This window comes from Stenotrophomonas sp. SrG, from assembly GCF_050031795.1.
Taxonomy (GTDB): domain Bacteria; phylum Pseudomonadota; class Gammaproteobacteria; order Xanthomonadales; family Xanthomonadaceae; genus Stenotrophomonas; species Stenotrophomonas rhizophila_A.
In genome coordinates, this window is the sequence record NZ_JBNBBE010001574.1 from 1 (window position 1) to 232 (window position 232).

Here is a 232-nt window from a genome sequence, read left to right on the forward strand (position 1 = left end):
TCGGAGGCCGCAGCGGGACCGGTGCGGTACTTGACGATGATGCGTTCGGAACCCTGCAGGGCGGTGCTGGCCTGCTTCGCCGGTTCCTTGACCGGCAAACCGGCGGCAAAGGCGCTGGCGCCCACGGACAGCGACAGCACGGCGGCTGCCAGCACGTTGATGCGAAGGTTCTGCTTCTTGGGCACGGTGTAATCCTCTTCAAGGTCATGGATCAAACGACTGTTCAGGCCAA

Annotated in this window: 1 protein-coding gene; it reads right to left on the bottom strand. The window is 63.4% G+C overall.

Features of this window, described 5'->3' with window-relative positions; genetic code table 11:
* On the bottom strand, window positions 1-185 hold a 185-nt coding region (locus ACQG3P_RS24660), incomplete at its 3' end, for a hypothetical protein (protein WP_426806517.1).
* Window positions 186-232: the final 47 nt, after the last annotated feature.